This window comes from Rodentibacter sp. JRC1, assembly GCF_020521555.1.
GTDB lineage: Bacteria > Pseudomonadota > Gammaproteobacteria > Enterobacterales > Pasteurellaceae > Rodentibacter > Rodentibacter abscessus.
Map to the genome: position 1 here is coordinate 153,515 of NZ_BPWA01000001.1, position 16,665 is coordinate 170,179.

18 protein-coding genes are annotated in these 16,665 nt (G+C 38.0%); 5 read left to right on the forward strand and 13 right to left on the reverse strand.

Annotated elements, in window-relative coordinates:
- Positions 1-21 precede the first annotated feature (21 nt).
- Positions 22-1,254: an aromatic amino acid transporter gene (locus HEMROJRC1_RS00725; RefSeq protein WP_226691166.1), complete on the forward strand. Its 1,233-nt coding sequence runs from the start codon at positions 22-24 to the stop codon at positions 1,252-1,254.
- Between the two features lie 118 nt (positions 1,255-1,372).
- Here HEMROJRC1_RS00725 and HEMROJRC1_RS00730 read toward each other — a convergent pair whose 3' ends face one another.
- The 4 genes from HEMROJRC1_RS00730 to rplM form a co-directional block, all read right to left on the reverse strand.
- Entirely contained in the window at positions 1,373-1,825 is a 453-nt protein-coding gene (locus tag HEMROJRC1_RS00730) for a ClpXP protease specificity-enhancing factor (RefSeq protein ID WP_226691167.1), read from the reverse strand.
- Positions 1,825-2,463, reverse strand: a complete 639-nt coding sequence (sspA, locus tag HEMROJRC1_RS00735) for a stringent starvation protein SspA (protein ID WP_226691168.1) — start codon at positions 2,461-2,463, stop codon at positions 1,825-1,827. The genes HEMROJRC1_RS00730 and sspA overlap by 1 nt, the downstream gene beginning before the upstream one ends.
- Positions 2,464-2,653: 190 nt before the next feature.
- Complete coding sequence (gene rpsI, locus HEMROJRC1_RS00740; RefSeq protein WP_194812087.1) at positions 2,654-3,046, reverse strand: 30S ribosomal protein S9; 393 nt, start codon at positions 3,044-3,046, stop codon at positions 2,654-2,656.
- 16 nt (positions 3,047-3,062) lie between these two features.
- Positions 3,063-3,491 (reverse strand): 50S ribosomal protein L13, encoded by a 429-nt coding sequence (gene rplM, locus HEMROJRC1_RS00745; protein ID WP_194812086.1) that lies wholly within the window; start codon positions 3,489-3,491, stop codon positions 3,063-3,065.
- Between the two features lie 301 nt (positions 3,492-3,792).
- On the opposite strand from rplM, the gene metF reads away from it, so the two are divergent.
- Positions 3,793-4,677: a methylenetetrahydrofolate reductase gene (gene metF, locus HEMROJRC1_RS00750; protein ID WP_226691169.1), complete on the forward strand. Its 885-nt coding sequence runs from the start codon at positions 3,793-3,795 to the stop codon at positions 4,675-4,677.
- A gap of 142 nt (positions 4,678-4,819) precedes the next feature.
- Here the strand turns inward: metF and HEMROJRC1_RS00755 are convergent, their stop codons facing one another.
- From HEMROJRC1_RS00755 to pheS, 4 genes are read right to left on the reverse strand one after another with little or no spacing between them, the layout of a single operon-like run.
- Positions 4,820-5,311: a C40 family peptidase gene (locus tag HEMROJRC1_RS00755; RefSeq protein ID WP_226692895.1), complete on the reverse strand. Its 492-nt coding sequence runs from the start codon at positions 5,309-5,311 to the stop codon at positions 4,820-4,822.
- A gap of 58 nt (positions 5,312-5,369) precedes the next feature.
- On the reverse strand, positions 5,370-5,666 hold the full coding sequence (locus HEMROJRC1_RS00760; RefSeq protein WP_226691170.1) for an integration host factor subunit alpha: 297 nt from the start codon (positions 5,664-5,666) through the stop codon (positions 5,370-5,372).
- A gap of 4 nt (positions 5,667-5,670) precedes the next feature.
- Positions 5,671-8,058, reverse strand: a complete 2,388-nt coding sequence (gene pheT / locus HEMROJRC1_RS00765) for a phenylalanine--tRNA ligase subunit beta (RefSeq protein ID WP_226691171.1) — start codon at positions 8,056-8,058, stop codon at positions 5,671-5,673.
- Between the two features lie 60 nt (positions 8,059-8,118).
- Entirely contained in the window at positions 8,119-9,108 is a 990-nt protein-coding gene (gene pheS / locus HEMROJRC1_RS00770) for a phenylalanine--tRNA ligase subunit alpha (protein ID WP_226691172.1), read from the reverse strand.
- Positions 9,109-9,314: 206 nt separating this feature from the next.
- On the opposite strand from pheS, the gene HEMROJRC1_RS00775 reads away from it, so the two are divergent.
- A complete protein-coding gene (locus HEMROJRC1_RS00775) occupies positions 9,315-10,178 on the forward strand; it encodes a fructosamine kinase family protein (protein WP_226691173.1) in 864 nt (287 codons plus the stop codon).
- Between the two features lie 65 nt (positions 10,179-10,243).
- Here the strand turns inward: HEMROJRC1_RS00775 and HEMROJRC1_RS00780 are convergent, their stop codons facing one another.
- Together HEMROJRC1_RS00780 and sohB are read right to left on the reverse strand one after the other, a co-directional pair.
- Positions 10,244-11,101: an OmpA family protein gene (locus tag HEMROJRC1_RS00780; protein WP_226691174.1), complete on the reverse strand. Its 858-nt coding sequence runs from the start codon at positions 11,099-11,101 to the stop codon at positions 10,244-10,246.
- A gap of 203 nt (positions 11,102-11,304) precedes the next feature.
- Complete coding sequence (gene sohB, locus HEMROJRC1_RS00785) at positions 11,305-12,366, reverse strand: protease SohB (RefSeq protein WP_226691175.1); 1,062 nt, start codon at positions 12,364-12,366, stop codon at positions 11,305-11,307.
- A gap of 139 nt (positions 12,367-12,505) precedes the next feature.
- Between sohB and asnS the strand changes: the two genes are divergently transcribed.
- Together asnS and can are read left to right on the forward strand one after the other, a co-directional pair.
- Positions 12,506-13,909 carry an asparagine--tRNA ligase gene (asnS, locus tag HEMROJRC1_RS00790; RefSeq protein WP_226691176.1) on the forward strand — a complete coding sequence of 468 codons (1,404 nt, stop codon included), beginning with the start codon at positions 12,506-12,508 and terminating at the stop codon, positions 13,907-13,909.
- Between the two features lie 136 nt (positions 13,910-14,045).
- Positions 14,046-14,732 (forward strand): carbonate dehydratase, encoded by a 687-nt coding sequence (gene can / locus HEMROJRC1_RS00795; protein WP_226691177.1) that lies wholly within the window; start codon positions 14,046-14,048, stop codon positions 14,730-14,732.
- Between the two features lie 30 nt (positions 14,733-14,762).
- Here can and bioD read toward each other — a convergent pair whose 3' ends face one another.
- The 3 genes from bioD to HEMROJRC1_RS00810 form a co-directional block, all read right to left on the reverse strand.
- Positions 14,763-15,488, reverse strand: a complete 726-nt coding sequence (gene bioD / locus HEMROJRC1_RS00800) for a dethiobiotin synthase (RefSeq protein WP_226691178.1) — start codon at positions 15,486-15,488, stop codon at positions 14,763-14,765.
- A 133-nt stretch (positions 15,489-15,621) separates the two neighbouring features.
- A complete protein-coding gene (locus tag HEMROJRC1_RS00805) occupies positions 15,622-15,888 on the reverse strand; it encodes a YcgL domain-containing protein (protein ID WP_226691179.1) in 267 nt (88 codons plus the stop codon).
- Between the two features lie 69 nt (positions 15,889-15,957).
- Positions 15,958-16,512, reverse strand: coding sequence for a histone (locus HEMROJRC1_RS00810; RefSeq protein ID WP_226691180.1), 555 nt, complete (start codon positions 16,510-16,512; stop codon positions 15,958-15,960).
- Positions 16,513-16,665 lie beyond the last annotated feature (153 nt).

Below are 16,665 nucleotides of genomic sequence, written 5' to 3' on the forward strand. Positions count from 1 at the left end.
TAACATAGATAGGGAGTTTCTATGCCGAAAAAACCTTCTATTTTTGGTGGTGCCTGTATTATTGCCAGTGTATGTGTCGGAGCAGGAATGTTAGGACTACCAACCTCCGGAGCAGGATCTTGGACAGTTTGGTCAAGTCTGATTATCATTTTTACAATGAGTATAATGACATTATCTGGGTGGCTTCTATTGGAGGCCTATAAAGACTTTGATCTTCGTGTTTCCTTTAGTTCTGTTACACAGCAAATTTTAGGACAAAAAATTAATATCTTAAATAATCTGGCGGTATATTTTGTTGGAGGAATCCTGCTGTATGCTTATATAACCGCCTCAGGTAGAATTATTGATGAACTCATCACTCAATATATTTCTCTAGGACAATTCAGCAGCAGAATTTGGTCGGTTATTTTTGTTCTTATTTTCTCATTCTTCGTATGGCATTCTACCCGTTTAGTTGACCGTATTTCCGTTATTTTAATCATTTTTATGGGCATTACTTTCATAATCAGCTGCTATGGACTAACGTTAAATATTGATTTAGCTACGCTATTTGATCTACATTCTGAAAATAGTCAATATGCACCTTATGCTATAGCAATGCTGCCTGTTGCATTAACCTCTTTTGGCTATCATCATTCGGTTTCTACAATGCGAGCCTATTACGGTGAAGAACAAAAAGCAAAATATGCGATTCTAGGTGGAACTTTGATCGCTTTAGCTTTCTATTTACTTTGGCTTTTTAGTATTTTTGGTAATTTACCCCGTGATCGATTCGTAGAAATTATAGCGAATGACGGTAATTTGGAAATTCTCTTAAATGCTCTTGGCTCTACAATAGAATCTAACTCAGTAAAACAAGCACTCAATGCCTTCTCTATTTCAGCTATTTTATCTTCTTTTATTGGGGTTGGATTAGGTGTGTTTGATTTTCTGGCTGATTTATTTAAATTTGATAATAGCCGTTACGGTAGAACAAAATCTTGGTTGGTAACATTCCTACCTCCGCTAATATTATCCGTCATATTTCCACTAGGTTTCTTAAAAGCTATTGGCTATGCCGGTGCTATTGCTACTATTTGGGCTTGTATTATTCCTTCCTTATTAGTCTATAAAGTAAGACAAAAAGAAACAAATAATCCCTTTATTGTACGCGGAGGAACTCCTTTGCTGCTTACGATTATTTTGTTTGGAATATTGACCGCACTTTTTCATTTTTTAGTAATGTTTAACTATTTACCTATCTTTACAGGGTAAAAACAACGATCCACACATTTTATGTGCGGATCGTTATTCCTTTAGCTTTATTCAAAAACATCTCTAAAATCAACCGCACTTTTCCAATGCAGGTAACTTACATATGTTTCTTTAAAGCCTAATCAATGATTCTCAAATGTGATGCCGATTTAGTAATCGACTTCTTTTTCACCGATTTTGGTTTATCTACAACTTCTGTAAAATCATTCGGTTGATCCGTATCCGGCACACTATTTAATTCATCATAAATGGCTTCCGGTTCAAACATCACGCCATCACCGTTTTCACGAGCGTAAATGGCAAGCGCTGCTCCCATTGGAATATAAAGTTCGCGAGATACACCTTTAAAACGGGCATTAAATTGAATGAAATCATTTGTTAATTGTAAATTTCCGGTGGCATTGATGGAAAGATTTAATACAATCTGTCCGTCTTTCACATATTCACTCGGTACATTTACTCCTCGGTAGGTCGCATCTACGACGAGATAAGGTGTAAAATCATTATCAACAAGCCAATCATAGTAGGCTCTTAATAAATAAGGTCGCTTTGGAGAGGATTTATATTCCATTACTTATCGTCCATTAAATTTTTAGGTGCAGCCTCACCGACCGATTGCAAAAACGAATCACGACTAAATACACGATCCATATAACCTTTTAATGCTTTACTTCCGGCACCGGTAAATTCAACACCGAATTGTTTTAATTTCCATAATAATGGCGCTACATAACAATCGACTAAACTAAATTCTTCACTCATAAAATAAGGCATTTGTTGGAAAATAGGCGAAATGGCTAGCAATTCTTCTTTTAAATGTTTTAAGATTTCTGCTCGTTCCGTCTCACTACCCTTTTCAGCTTTTAATAATGCCGGATACCAATCTTGCTCAATACGCAACATTAAAAGACGGGTTTTACCACGCGCAATAGGATAAACAGGCATAAGCGGAGGATGAGGAAAACGTTCGTCCAGATATTCCATAATAATACGTGAATTAAACAACACTAAATCACGATCAACTAATGTAGGCAAAGTGCCATAAGGATTTAATTCCATTAAATCTTCTGATAAAGAATGCGGATCAACTTCTTCATTTTCATAAGCTACGCCCTTCTCCGCTAATACGATTTTCACTTGATGGCAGTAAATATCATCTTTATTTGAAAAAAGTGTCATGATAGAACGTTTACTTGATGCATTGGACATTGATTCCTCCGAAGATCCAAATTTAAAATAATAGATGTTGCTAAAAGGCTGATATTTTACCATAAATAGCGCTAAAAAAGCCAAGAAAATATTTTTTTCTCTTTATATTCAGTATGTTATGAATATGTTTGTTTTTTAAACATAAAAAAAGCAGAGACCTTTCTCTGCTTTTTTTGAAATAAAAATAAAATTAACGTTTTGAGTATTGCGGACGACGACGTGCTTTGTGTAAACCCACTTTTTTACGTTCAACACGACGAGCATCACGAGTAACGAAGCCAGCTGCACGAAGTGCCGGGCGTAATGTTTCATCATACTCAATTAATGCACGAGTGATACCATGACGGATTGCACCCGCTTGACCGGAAACACCACCACCTTTAACTGTGATGTACAAGTCTAATTTATCAGTTAATTCAACCAATTCTAACGGTTGACGTACTACCATGCGCGCAGTTTCGCGACCGAAGTAAACGTCTAATTCACGTTGGTTGATAGTGATTTTACCACTGCCCGGTTTGATAAATACACGAGCTGAAGAGCTTTTGCGGCGACCTGTGCCGTAGTTTTGATTCTCTGCCATATTCTGAACCTCGTGATTAAATATCTAAAACTTGTGGTTGTTGTGCAGCGTGTTGATGTTCAGCACCTGCATACACTTTTAATTTACGGAACATTGCACGGCCTAATGGACCTTTTGGCAACATACCTTTAACCGCAATTTCAATCACAGCTTCAGGACGGCGTGCGATCATTTCTTTAAAAGTCGCTTGTTTAATACCGCCTACATAGCCGGTATGCCAGTAGTAAAGTTTGTCTGTTTCTTTACGACCGGTTACTGCCACTTTATCTGCATTGATAACGATGATGTAATCACCGGTATCTACGTGTGGAGTGTACTCAGCCTTGTGTTTACCACGAAGACGACTTGCTAATTCAGTCGCTAAACGACCTAAAGTTTTACCTGTCGCATCTACTACGTACCAGTCGCGTTTAACCGTTTCCGGTTTTGCTACAAAAGTTTTCATTAATTAATTACCAAAAATTAGTTTGATACCCAGTGTTCTTTTGAACACAACCATTAATCTTAATCCCCACCCCTTCGAGTGCGATTTTCGATAAAATAATGCACGATGGGAATTCGTGCATTTACAGGGTCGGGGTATTATACATATTTTCCTAGCAAATGCTAATTTTTTATGCAAAAAAACGCATAATATATTTATGAGTGCAATTAATGTATTTAATGAATTTATTCAAATTGACTAATATATAAAGTTATTTTATTTTGGAGCAACAACATCAATCTATCTCTAATAGGAAGAAAAAATGAGCTATGCAAAAGAAATCAATAATTTGAATCAAAACATTGCAGACTTTAATAAAAAGATCAATGTTTCTTTTGAATTTTTTCCACCAAAAAATGAAAAAATGGAAAATATGCTGTGGGAATCAATTCAACGTTTAAAAGTACTGGAACCTAAATTCGTTTCTGTTACCTATGGTGCAAATTCCGGCGAACGCGATCGTACTCACAGCATTGTAAAAGCCATTAAGCAGGAAACAGGGATAGTCGCCGCCCCCCACCTGACCGGCATTGACGCAACGCCGGAAGAGTTAAAACAAATTGCTAAAGATTATTGGAACAGTGGTATCCGTCATATTGTTGCCTTACGCGGTGATGAGCCGAAGGGTTATGAAAAAAAACCTTTTTATGCTTCAGATTTGGTAGAGCTACTCCGCTCTGTGGCTGATTTTGATATTTCCGTTGCGGCTTATCCGGAAGTCCACCCTGAAGCAAAATCCGCACAGGCGGATTTAATCAACTTGAAACGAAAAATTGATGCCGGTGCAAATCATGTTATCACCCAATTTTTCTTTGATATTGATAGTTATCTACGTTTCCGTGATCGTTGCGCTTCTATTGGTATTGAGGCGGAAATTGTACCGGGTATTTTACCGGTTACAAATTTCAAACAACTTCAAAAAATGGCATCTTTCACAAATGTAAAAATCCCGGCGTGGTTAGCAAAAGCCTATGAAGGATTAGAAGATGATCCCGCCACACGTAATCTTGTTGCGGCAAGCGTAGCAATGGATATGGTTAAAATCTTGTCTAGTGAAGGGGTTACGGATTTCCATTTTTATACGCTAAATCGTAGTGAATTAACCTATGCTATTTGCCATATGTTAGGTGTTCGTCCCAAATGTTAAAATGCAAAGTGCGGTTAATTTCCATTATTATATAGCAATTGTACAAATATTGTTTTTTTAGAGTGGGCAAATTTTGCCCACCGATTCAGACTATTGTGCAATAGCTACATAATCATGTGAATTTCAACCGTACTTTTTATCTCTAAATTCGTCTTACTTGCCAAAAAGTTTTATTCCAAAACGGGGAATTCATTGAAGAATAGATGACCCCACCTTTTGTGGAAGCATGAAGAAATTTATCATCTTTCACATAAATCCCCACATGGTACCCATTTGGTCCTCGTCCCGTTTTAAAGAAGATTAAATCACCGGTCTGAATATCTTCTTTACGAACTAGCTTTCCATATTTAGCCTGATCTTTTGTGGTTCGGGGCAAGGTGATATTAAATCGATCAAAGAACGTTTTTTGAACAAACCCCGAACAATCCACGCCTTTACGGGATTTTCCTCCCAAAACATAGGGTGTTCCCGCCCATTCGTATTGCTGTTCGCTCAGCAAAGTAATTGCCATGATAGGATCATCAATCTGTCCTTTATAATTAATTGCATAATTCTCTTGTTTGAAATTTCCGGAAGAACAAGCAAATAATGTTACTAGACTTGATACAAAAAATAGTATTTTAATTCGTTTCATCTTATTAACAGGGATAAAAAGTGCGGTCAAAAACAACCGCACTTTTTCATTTCCTAACTTATTGACTTACTTTCGTCTTTTCAACACGCGCCCGTAACTTCTGACCCGGTTTAAATGCAACAACCCGGCGCGCTGAAACCGGTATGCTTTCCCCTGTTTTAGGATTACGCCCCGGACGAGAAGATTTATCTCGTAATTCAAAATTACCAAATCCTGATAATTTCACATCGTCACCGGATTCAAGAGATAATCGAATTTCTTCAAAAAAATCATCCACTAGTCTCTTCGCTTCTAATTTCTGTAACCGATATTCTTCAATTAAAAATTCGGTTATATCCATTTTGGTCAGTGTCATAAGTTTAGTCTCTTAATTCAGCATTGAAACGTTGTTTAACTTCATTTAAAACAGCTGAAATAACCCCGTTGATTTCATCATCTTCTAAGGTTTTTTCATTGTCTTGAACGGTTAAACTGATAGCAAGGCTTTTTGCACCGCTTGGCACGCCAATACCTTTATATACATCAAATAAATTCACCTGGGTGAGTTTCTCACCTCCGGCTTTCTTACAAGCTTCAAGGACATCACCTGCTGAAATGTCGTCGGCAACAACCAAGGCTAAATCGCGACGATTAGCAGGGAATTTTGAAATATCCCTAGCTTGTACGACAGTACGATTTGCAATAGGTTTCCATAAAATTTCAAATACCACCACTTTTCCATTTAATCCCAATTTTTGAGAGATTAAGGGGTGAATCGTACCGATAAAGCCAATTTCTTTACCATCTAATTCAATAGCGGCAGATTGTCCCGGGTGTAAAGCATCAAATGTTTTTGCCACAAAACGTACGTTGCCGCTAACACCGGTTAAAGAAAGCAAACTTTCTAGATCACCTTTTAAATCAAAGAAATCGACAGGTTCCGCTTTACTATTCCAACTTTCATTTTTAACTGAACCACTGATCACAGCACTGAGAACAAATTCTTGACGAACACCAAATTCTGCATTTACATCCGGAATGAAACGTAAACCGGTTTCAAATAAACGCACACGGTTTTGTTGACGGTTCTGGTTATACAATACCGCTCCAAGTAGTCCGCTTAGTAATGAGACTCTCATTGCCGACATTTCAATAGAAATCGGATTTGGTAACAGTAATGCTTCTTGATGTGGATGTAATAAAGTTTGAATTTTTGGATCAACAAAGCTATAAGTAATCGCCTCTTGATAATCCGAATCAACAAGTGCGGCTTTAATACGTGCTAAATCTAAATCTGCTTCTTTATGCTCGCGCATACGTAAATGCGCCAAAGGTGCATTGTTTGGAATACTGTTGTAGCCGTAAATACGTGCGACTTCCTCAACGAGATCTTCTTCAATTTCAATATCAAAACGCCAACTTGCAGAAGTTATCGTCCAAACATCATTCTCATACTGTGTGTTAAAACCAAGACGGTTAAAAATATCGGTTACTATTTCGGTTTCAATATGATGACCGAGTAACGCATCTAATTTTTCACGACGAAGTTGAACGTTTTTTACTTTTGGTAAAAATTCTTCATTCACCGCTTCATTAATTTCACCGGCTTCACCGCCACAAATTTCAAGTAATAACGCTGTTGCCCGTTCCATCGCATTATGTGCTAATTCAAAATCAACACCACGTTCAAAACGGTGCGAAGCATCGGTATGCAAACCATATTGTCTTGCACGACCGGCAATCGCCAATGGAGCAAAGAAAGCCGATTCTAAAATGACATCTTTCGTTTCAGCGGTAACACCGCTCGCTTGCCCTCCAAAGATCCCAGCCATTGCGAGCGGACCGTTTTGATCTGCAATCACTAATGTGTTGGCTTGCAATTTTGCCGTTGAACCGTCTAATAAGACGAGGGATTCACCTTCTTTCGCTAAACGAACTTGTACCGGTTGCACAACTTTTGTCGCATCAAAAGCATGCATAGGCTGACCCAGTTCAAGCAAAATATAATTTGTTATATCGACAATCGGATCAATAGAACGAATACCGCAACGACGTAGTTTTTCTTGCATCCAAATCGGTGATTGTGCTTTTACATTCACATTTTTGATAACACGTAATAAATAGCGCGGACAAGCCTCAGGCGCTTTAAGCTCAATTTCAACTTTATCCGAAATGCTTGCAGGAACCGCTTCAAAGTGCGGTCGATTTACCGGCAGTTTATTCACAACGCCAATTTCACGGGCAATACCGGCAATACTTAAACAATCCGCACGGTTTGGAGTTAAACTGATTTCGATAGCCTGATCATTTAAATTTAAATAATCGCGTAAATTTACACCAATCGGTGCATCAAGCGGTAATTCGATAATACCGTCCGCTTCTACATTAATGCCTAATTCGGAAAAAGAACAAAGCATTCCTTCCGAGGGTTGACCGCGTAATTTCGTTTTCTTAATTTTGAAGTTGCCCGGTAACACTGCACCTTCAACAGCGCAAGCGACTTTTAAACCTTGACGGCAATTCGGCGCACCGCATACAATATCCAGTAATTTATCACCACCGACATTCACTTTAGTGACGCGTAATTTATCTGCGTCAGGGTGCTGTGCACATTCAACAACTTCCCCAACTACGACACCGGTAAACTCTCCGGCCACATTCTCTACACCATCAACCTCTAAACCAAGCATGGTAATTTGTTCACATAATTGCTCCGTAGAAATCGCCGGATTAACCCATTCTCTTACCCATTGTTCACTAAATTTCATTATTCTTTATCCTTTAAAATTTATTGCGTTCTCTCATTTGCGAAAATATCCGAAAAATCATTATTTAAATTGTTTTAAAAAACGTAGGTCATTTTCAAAGAATGAACGTAAATCCGTAACGTTGTAGCGTAACATCGTCAAACGCTCAACCCCCATTCCCACGGCAAAACCGGAATATTCATTCGGATCAATTCCCACATTGCGTAATACATTCGGGTGAACCATACCGCAACCTAACACTTCAAGCCACTTGCCGTTTTTCCCCATTACATCCACTTCAGCAGAAGGCTCTGTAAATGGAAAATAGGACGGACGGAAACGAACTTGTAAATCTTCTTCAAAGAAGGCACGTAAGAAATCGTGTAATAACCCTTTCAATTCTGTAAAGTTTGCTTTTTTATCCACATAAAGCAGTTCAATTTGATGGAACATTGGTGTGTGGGTTTGATCGTAGTCATTACGATAAACACGTCCCGGCGCCATAATGCGAATTGGCGGTTGCATTTTTTCCATAGTCCGAATTTGTACGCCTGAAGTTTGTGTACGAAGTAATAATTCCGGGTTAAACCAAAAAGTATCGTGATCAGCGCGTGCCGGGTGATGTTTTGGAATGTTTAACGCATCAAAATTGTAGTAATCGCTTTCTATTTCCGGCCCATTTTCTACTGAAAAACCAAGTTCTGAAAAAAATTGAGTTACGCGATTTATCGTTATCGTTACCGGGTGTAATCCGCCTTTTTCCGTTTTTCTTCCCGGTAAAGTCACATCCACACGTTCTTTTTCTAATTTTGCATTAAGCTCGGCATTCTCCCACTCTGCTTTTTTAGCATTTAAAAACTCAATAGCCGCCTGTTTCGCTTCATTAATTTTAGCCCCTATTGCCGGACGTTCTTCCGCCGCAACATTACGAAGTTCTTGCATTAATTGAGTAAAATGTCCCTTTTTCCCAAAATATTCGACACGAATTTCGTCCAGTGCGGCTAAACTCTTATCTTCGATCGAATCAATCGCCGATTTTGCTTTCTCAACAAGCTCTTTCAGATGTTGCATAGTTTCCTCTGATTATTTCTATTATCTAGTCTAAAATGGGCTTAATGATAATACCAATGCGTTAAAAAATCACGTATTTATTTGTATTCTCTGCATTTTATTAGCTCTTTTCACACCAAGTAAATTTTTAAAATTTTGACCCTCGTCACAGAAATTATTAAAAATTCTTTTAAAATAAATTTAAATATTCTTTCTAGGAGGTGGCTATGTGGAAATCCGTGTCTCAAGTGTTGGCTGAGCAATTCGGTGCTTATTATTCAATTAAGAAAAAAGAATGTATTCACCGAGGAGAAATGCATAAAGCTTGGATAATTAGTGATGGTATTCAACCTGTTTTTGTTAAAGCGAATGAAAAATCCTATCGCTCAATGTTTCGTGCAGAAGCAGATCAATTAGAAATATTGCGAAAAACGACCGCACTTAATGTTCCTATGGTTTATGGGGTGGGTTGCTCGCAAAATCATAGTTTTCTTCTTTTAGAAGCCCTTGATATTCAACGACAATCTTCCCTTACGGAAGAATTTGGTTACCAACTTGCTCAGTTACATCAAATTTCCGGCACAAAATTTTACGGGCTGGATTTTGATACCTGGTTAGGCTCAGTTTATCAACCAAACAAATGGCATAGCAATTGGGCAAAATTTTTCAGTGAACAACGTATCGGTTGGCAATTACAACTATGTAAAGATAAAGGTCTTGATTTTGGTAACATTGACGAGATCGTTCAATCCATTTCTCAAAAACTGGCAAAGCATAATCCTAAGCCTTCGTTATTGCACGGTAATTTATGGATTGAGAATGTTTGCATCGCAAACAATCAAACCTTTACTTATGATCCTGCCTGTTATTGGGGGGATAGAGAATGTGATCTTGCTTTTACAGAGCTTTTCGAGCCGTTCCCCAAAAAATACTATGCGAATTATGACCGCTCTTTTCCTATTGATTGGGATGGCTATCAACAAAGAAAAAATCTTTATCAACTTTACTATTTATTGAATTTTAGTCACCGTTTTTTAGGAAATTATATTCATCTTACCCGAGAAACCTTGAATAAAATTTTAGTAAATTAATGTACAGAAACAAAAATAGCATAACAAACCGTTATGCTATTTTCTTATATTTATTCAGTTAGAAATTATTTTTTATAAAGAGGTGTCGGACCTTGTGTTCCGCCGTTGATTTCCCCGCCATCTTGCAATTTGAGTACGGAACCTGAAGAAGTAATCTCTACACGACGGTTAGGGCGTAAACAATCTTTTTCTTCTTGGCTTGCGTGACGGAAACCTTCACATGCTTTAACTTGCGGATATTTACCGTAACCAACCGCAGTAATGTGAGCCGTTATACCATCTTCAATTAAACGTGCTTTAACACGATTTGCACGGCGTTGAGAAAGATTTAGATTATAAGCATCGGAACCTAAACGGTCAGTATAACCTGCGACCTTAACATCTTTAGCACCGGTTGTTTTTAATTGAGCAGCAACGTTATCAACAACTTCTTTACCACGTGGTGTTAACACATCTTTATCGAAATCAAATAAGAAATCACCACTTAAAGTAAACGCTGCATTACCGTTACATCCATTCGGATACCAGAAGAAACTTTGTGCATTGTGATTTTTGTCAAATAAAATTTTGTACTGACAAATTTTGTGCACACCATTTTCACGATAATTAAATGCATAATCCCACTCTTCTACGCCATATAAACCTTCAGAAAAATGTGGACGACCGATCAAGTTATATAGCTGATCTTTATTCATACCGCGTTCAATCATGCGGACATTATCCCAGTTTGGCCAAGATCCGAATTGACTACCATCGTGATTGAAACCTGCTTTGTCAATTTTCGGCCATACAAGTTGTGGAACTTGAACGCCATCAACATCTTTATATTCAGGCATACCTTCTGCCGTAATTTTGCTTAAATTACCACAAGCCGCAACCGTTGTAACAGCAACAGCGGATAATAAAATACGAGATAATTTCATGTTTTTTACCTTTTGATTATTAAATGTGCCATTCCTAAAAGGAAGGAAGTATACAACTAAACTTTACAAATTCTACTTGAAAACTATAAAAGTTTCGGACGCCTATACTAATCGTAAAACCTGATTTTGTAAATATTAAACTATACCAGAGCTTTTAATTCACAATCATTCTCTATAAATAAATGAGTACAGCCCCTAAAAATTTAACGAATAAAATCCTGTGAATTTTTATTCATATATCTTTGTAAGAGCGACTCTATGCTTTCTTCCGCTTGACGACCTAATTTTTGTAATAACGGTTTCTTTACTTTATAACTGATACCAACGACAGATTTTTTCTCTTTTATTGCTTCAAGTAAAAGATCATCACTGGTCGAAATGCCGTCAACAAGGTGTAAATCAAGCGCCTGTGAACCAAACCAATGCTCACCGGTTGCGATCTTATCAATATCCAAGTGCGGTCGGTTTTGGCTTACAAATTGCTTAAATAATGAGTGCGTTTCCTCAAGTTCTTGTTGAAATTTTTGCTTTCCTTTTTCCGTATTTTCACCCAATACCGTTACCGTACGTTTAAATTCTCCGGCTGTCATCACATCCACATCAACATCATGTTTTTTCAATAAGCGATGAATATTTGGGATTTGAGCGACAACACCAATAGATCCGATGATTGCAAAAGGGGCGGAAATAATTTTATCCGCAACACAAGCCATCATATATCCTCCGCTTGCCGCAACTTTATCAACCGAAACAGTAAGTTTAATTCCTTTTTGCTTAAGACGAGCTAATTGTGAAGCCGCCAAGCCGTAACCATGAACCACTCCGCCCGGACTTTCTAAGCGTAGCAAAACTTCATCATCTGATTTTGCAACATTAATAATTGCTGAAATTTCTTCTCGAAGTGCGGTCGTTTGCGAAGCAGAAATATCGCCCTTAAAATCTAAAACATAGACACAAGGCTTCAATTCTTCAATCTTCTCACCTTTTTTCAGTTTTGCTTTCAAGGCTTTAGCTTTTTGTTTTTCCGCTTTTTTCTCAACTTTTGCTTGCTGTTTCAATTCTTCTTCAGATAAATGGAAATCACGCAAATGTTTCACCGTTTCTTCAAAATGCTCGGATAAATCCGTAATAACAAACTCCCCCTGCATACCCGATTTTTGCTGACGCGCAGAAATAATAAAAGCAACAATTGCAGCAATAATAAGTAATAGGGTTAAAATCTCTAAAATAAAAATACCGTATCCGGTTAAAATGTCTGACCACATAAAATGCTCTCCTCTGTTATAAATCGCACATTCTACTCGACTCTTACTATAAGTCCTAACTTTCTTATGGAAAATTTTGTGATTTAAGGTAAACTAAGCGCGCTTTTTTTCTACCTATTTTTTATGCTTAGAGGTTTATATGTCTAAAATTGCATCTATTGTCGATGTACTACAAGGAAAAGTCGCTATTGGCGAAACCGTTACTGTTCGCGGTTGGGTACGTACCCGCCGAGATTCAAAAGTAGGTTTATCATTTTTAGCCGTGTATGACGGTTCTTGCTTTGATCCGATTCAAGCAATTATCAATAACGATATAGCAAATTACGAAAGTGAAATATTACGCCTAACGACAGGTTGCTCTGTTATTGTAACCGGTAAAGTTGTTGAATCACCGGCGGAAGGTCAAGCCGTTGAATTACAAGCTGAAAAAGTAGAAGTGACAGGGTTTGTAGAAGATCCGGATACTTACCCAATGGCTGCTAAACGCCATTCTATAGAATACTTACGTGAAGTTGCCCACCTACGTCCACGCACAAATATTATCGGTGCGGTAGCCCGTGTTCGCCACTGCTTGGCACAAGCTATTCATCGTTTCTTTCACGAACAAGGTTTCTACTGGGTTGCAACACCGCTTATCACAGCATCCGACACAGAAGGTGCCGGTGAAATGTTCAGAGTATCCACTTTAGACCTTGAAAACCTTCCACGGGACGAAAAAGGTGCGGTCGATTTCACCCAAGATTTCTTCGGTAAAGAATCATTCTTAACCGTATCAGGCCAGTTAAACGGTGAAACTTATGCCTGCGCGCTAAGCAAAATTTATACTTTCGGCCCGACCTTCCGTGCTGAAAATTCTAATACTACCCGCCACTTAGCCGAATTTTGGATGGTAGAACCTGAAGTTGCGTTTGCAACTTTAGCTGATAACGCCAAATTAGCAGAAGATATGTTGAAGTATGTATTCCGTGCAGTGTTGACCGAACGCAAAGACGACTTAAAATTCTTTGAAAAACACGTGGATAAAGAAGTTATCAAACGTTTGGAAAACTTTGTAAATTCTGACTTTGCTCAAATAGATTACACGGATGCCATTGATGTGTTACTCAAATCAGGCAAGAAATTCGAATTCCCGGTATCTTGGGGAATTGACCTCTCTTCCGAGCACGAACGTTATTTGGCGGAAGAATACTTTAAATCACCGGTTGTCGTGAAAAACTACCCGAAAGACATCAAAGCTTTCTATATGCGCTTAAATGATGATGGCAAAACAGTAGCGGCAATGGACGTATTAGCCCCCGGAATCGGTGAAATCATCGGTGGCTCACAACGTGAAGAACGCTTAGAAGTATTAGATAAACGTATGGAAGAAATGGGGCTGAATCCGGAAGATTACTGGTGGTATCGTGATCTTCGCAAATATGGTACAGTGCCTCACTCCGGTTTTGGGCTGGGCTTTGAACGTTTAATTGTATATGTAACCGGAGTACAAAATATCCGTGATGTAATCCCGTTCCCTCGTGCGCCAAGAAATGCGAACTTCTAATTAACGTGAAATTATGATCATTTAAATGATGATTTATAAACTCACTATCACCGAAAAGCAACATTCAAAGATGTCGTTTTTATGACCGCACATAAAAGTGCGGTCAAATTTTTTATATTTTTTTGAGGAAAGTAATATGAAAAAAATTGAACAGCTTTTTGCAAACAATTTAAGCTGGGCACAGCGAATGAAAGAAGAAAACTCCACTTATTTTAAAGAGCTTGCCGATCATCAAACCCCGCATTACCTTTGGATTGGCTGTTCCGATAGCCGTGTACCGGCAGAAAAACTGACTAATTTAGAGCCCGGTGAATTATTTGTTCACCGTAATGTTGCCAATCAAGTGATTCACACCGATCTCAACTGCCTTTCGGTTGTACAGTATGCCGTTGATGTGCTCAATATCGAACATATTATTATCTGCGGACATACCAACTGTGGCGGCATAAAAGCAGCGATGGCAGATAACCAATTGGGACTAATCAATAATTGGCTTCTCCATATTCGTGACATTTGGTTTAAACACAGTCATTTACTTGGCAAACTAACGCCGGAAAAACGCGCCGACATGCTCACAAAAATCAATGTACTCGAACAGGTTTACAACCTTGGGCGTTCTTCCATTGTAAAAAGTGCTTGGGAACGAGGACAAAAACTCTCTCTCCACGGCTGGGTTTACGATGTCAATGATGGTTTCCTTGTGGATCAAGGTGTGGTAGCGACAAGCCGAGAAACCTTAGAAATAACTTATCGTAATGCAATCGCACGTTTATCAACACTGGATGAAGAGAATATTCTAAAGAAAGAACAAACAAATGAATAGCTAAAGTGCGGTTAAATTTAACCGCATTTTTTACTTTACCTGTTTCGTTTGAACATACATCAAACGATCAATATTGGTGAGGTAATGACCTAACTCCTGAGTTTCAGGTTTATGCACATAAGGAATTTTTCCGAGTAACGGCGCATTGATGTTGCTCTCTAAAAAATCAACAATTTCAGCATAATGGCTTAAGAGCGGGTTAACCCGATTCGCCACCCACCCAAGCAGAGGCACACCTAAACTGCGAATAGCCTGAACAGTTAACAAGGCGTGATTAATGCAGCCGTCTTTTATTCCTACGACGAGTACAACCGGCATATTTCTATCTTTTACCCAATCTCCGAAACTCTTTCCCTCTGCCATTGGGGTTAATAAGCCGAATGCCCCTTCCACAGCAACGGATTGATATTTTTGGTTGAGTTTTTCAAGCGTTTTGTTGATTTTATCAAGCTTTATCCTTTCTTTTGCCTCAACCAGCATTGGCAACGTATGATTAAAAGTGTAGCTATTGATCTCTTCATAAAGTACATCTTGTGCTGTTGAATTCATCAATGTGACAACATCACTATTTTCTTTATTATCATAATCAGACAAAAACTCTTGTCCTACGGGATAAGCACTTGGTTCAGCGTTACAAGCAATAGGTTTAAAACCTACAATATCGATACCGCTATCTTGTAGTGCTTGAATAATTGCACGGCAAGCTGTTGTTTTACCAACATTTGTATCAGTCCCTGCAATAAAAAAACTACTCATTCTATCTCCTTAAAATTCAATTTAATAGGCATAAAAACGACAGCACTAAAAGTGCGGTAGATTTTAAAGGAGTTTTTAAATAAAAAATTTGCGCTAACGCAAAATTTATTATTTTTAGGAGAAAATAAAACAATTATTTGATCTCACTCAAACTATTAAATAAACCATCATCTTGCTTTGGTATTTGTAAATAAAAGCCTTGTGATTCAATTTTCTCTCGAACCTCATTTTTATCGGCATTATGTAGCGGCTTATTACCTGCCAGATTAAACATCATCACAAGTTCAGGTTTACCAAAATGTGTTAATAAAGCTTCTGGTACAACTGAAAAATCATCACGTTTTTGAATATAAAGATAACTCCCCGGTTTTTTCTTGCTTCTATAAATCGTACATAACATTATTTTTATCCTTAAAAAAGAAAATCCCTACAGGATAGTACCGGTAGGGATTATCAGATTTTAATCTGATTATTTGGTCGCTTCTTTTACCGCATCCATCGCTTCTGAAGCTTTCTCAGTCGCTTTATCTTTCATTGAAGACATAGCTTCTTTTGCCGCATCTACTTTTTCTGCCGCCGCTTCTTTCATTTCGGTCGCTTTATTTGTCGCAGCCTCTTTCATATCTGCCATGGTGCCTTTCATTTCTTCTACTTTAGACACTGCAGCATCTTTTGCTTCTTCAACTTTTGCTTTCGCAGCTTCTTTCGCTTCTTCAACTTTTTCTACCGCTGCATCTTTCATTTCAGCCGCTTTTTCCATCGCTTTATTTTTAGCATCTTCAGCCGCAGATTTTGCTGAATCCATTGCATTCACAGCTGCTTCTTTCACATCTGATGCAGCTTGTTTTGCCGAATCTTTCACATCTGCCGCTGCATTTGCTGCCGCATCTTTTACATCAGCAGCCGCGTTAGTTACCGCATCTTTTGCGGCTTCAACCTTTTGAGAGGTTTCCTGTTTATCAAAACAGCCTGTTACCGCTAAGCTTGCACCTAGTACTAATGCTGCTAATACTGATTTTTTCATTTTTTATCTCCTATAAAGGGTTAAATAGATTTCCAAAGCTTATCTGCTTTGCACACAATAGTTTACGAAAAAAAATCTAAAAGAAAATACCTTACAACAAAATTTACATTTTATGAAAAAGTAAATTTCATCATTATAAAGTTAATTTATTGC

Coding starts and splice junctions, on each gene's coding strand:
- HEMROJRC1_RS00725 (WP_226691166.1), top strand. CDS start 22: ATGCCGAAAAAACCTTCTATTTTTGGTGGTGCCTGTATTATTGCCAGT.
- HEMROJRC1_RS00730 (WP_226691167.1), bottom strand. CDS start 1,825: ATGGAATATAAATCCTCTCCAAAGCGACCTTATTTATTAAGAGCCTAC.
- sspA (WP_226691168.1), bottom strand. CDS start 2,463: ATGTCCAATGCATCAAGTAAACGTTCTATCATGACACTTTTTTCAAAT.
- rpsI (WP_194812087.1), bottom strand. CDS start 3,046: ATGGCAGAGAATCAAAACTACGGCACAGGTCGCCGCAAAAGCTCTTCA.
- rplM (WP_194812086.1), bottom strand. CDS start 3,491: ATGAAAACTTTTGTAGCAAAACCGGAAACGGTTAAACGCGACTGGTAC.
- metF (WP_226691169.1), top strand. CDS start 3,793: ATGAGCTATGCAAAAGAAATCAATAATTTGAATCAAAACATTGCAGAC.
- HEMROJRC1_RS00755 (WP_226692895.1), bottom strand. CDS start 5,311: ATGAAACGAATTAAAATACTATTTTTTGTATCAAGTCTAGTAACATTA.
- HEMROJRC1_RS00760 (WP_226691170.1), bottom strand. CDS start 5,666: ATGACACTGACCAAAATGGATATAACCGAATTTTTAATTGAAGAATAT.
- pheT (WP_226691171.1), bottom strand. CDS start 8,058: ATGAAATTTAGTGAACAATGGGTAAGAGAATGGGTTAATCCGGCGATT.
- pheS (WP_226691172.1), bottom strand. CDS start 9,108: ATGCAACATCTGAAAGAGCTTGTTGAGAAAGCAAAATCGGCGATTGAT.
- HEMROJRC1_RS00775 (WP_226691173.1), top strand. CDS start 9,315: ATGTGGAAATCCGTGTCTCAAGTGTTGGCTGAGCAATTCGGTGCTTAT.
- HEMROJRC1_RS00780 (WP_226691174.1), bottom strand. CDS start 11,101: ATGAAATTATCTCGTATTTTATTATCCGCTGTTGCTGTTACAACGGTT.
- sohB (WP_226691175.1), bottom strand. CDS start 12,366: ATGTGGTCAGACATTTTAACCGGATACGGTATTTTTATTTTAGAGATT.
- asnS (WP_226691176.1), top strand. CDS start 12,506: ATGTCTAAAATTGCATCTATTGTCGATGTACTACAAGGAAAAGTCGCT.
- can (WP_226691177.1), top strand. CDS start 14,046: ATGAAAAAAATTGAACAGCTTTTTGCAAACAATTTAAGCTGGGCACAG.
- bioD (WP_226691178.1), bottom strand. CDS start 15,488: ATGAGTAGTTTTTTTATTGCAGGGACTGATACAAATGTTGGTAAAACA.
- HEMROJRC1_RS00805 (WP_226691179.1), bottom strand. CDS start 15,888: ATGTTATGTACGATTTATAGAAGCAAGAAAAAACCGGGGAGTTATCTT.
- HEMROJRC1_RS00810 (WP_226691180.1), bottom strand. CDS start 16,512: ATGAAAAAATCAGTATTAGCAGCATTAGTACTAGGTGCAAGCTTAGCG.